The following is a 436-nucleotide window of genomic DNA, read 5'->3' as shown; positions in this document are numbered from 1 at the left end:
AAACAAACAAGATGAATTATTACTTAAAGCCTATGCAAAAATTATAAAAGCCATAAAACACTCTAATACTTTTAAAAATGATTGTTTAAAAGAATACGAAGAGCTTAATGAGCTTTATTTAAGTTTAGCTAATTTAATCTCAAGTAAAAAAAATAATCAAAGTCTAAATTCAAATTCTAATTTAAACGATATAAACGAAGAAGAAATCAATCAAATGCTAAATGTTCTTATACAAAGAATTGATAAAATAAAAACAAAAATAGAAAATTTAAAAAATTTAAATTTCTTCTATGACATATTACAAGCTACTTTAATCCAATTTGAATTAAATTTAGCTAGAATTTATGTCTTAAAAGCAAAAACAAAAGAAGATTCTTTTAATAAATCATTAATTTGGATCAAAGAACATTTAGAATGGCTTAAAATGATATATGCA

Annotated in this window: 1 pseudogene; it reads left to right on the top strand. The window is 20.9% G+C overall.

Annotated elements, in window-relative coordinates:
• Positions 1 to 436 (top strand): annotated as a pseudogene (locus DU473_RS08295) (motility associated factor glycosyltransferase family protein); the annotation flags it as partial.

Origin of the sequence: Campylobacter novaezeelandiae (assembly GCF_004323845.1) — a bacterium.
GTDB classification, from domain to species: Bacteria; Campylobacterota; Campylobacteria; order Campylobacterales; family Campylobacteraceae; genus Campylobacter_D; species Campylobacter_D novaezeelandiae.
The sequence above is the reverse complement of the archived record's forward strand: the minus strand, read 5'-3'. Positions and strand labels throughout refer to the sequence as shown.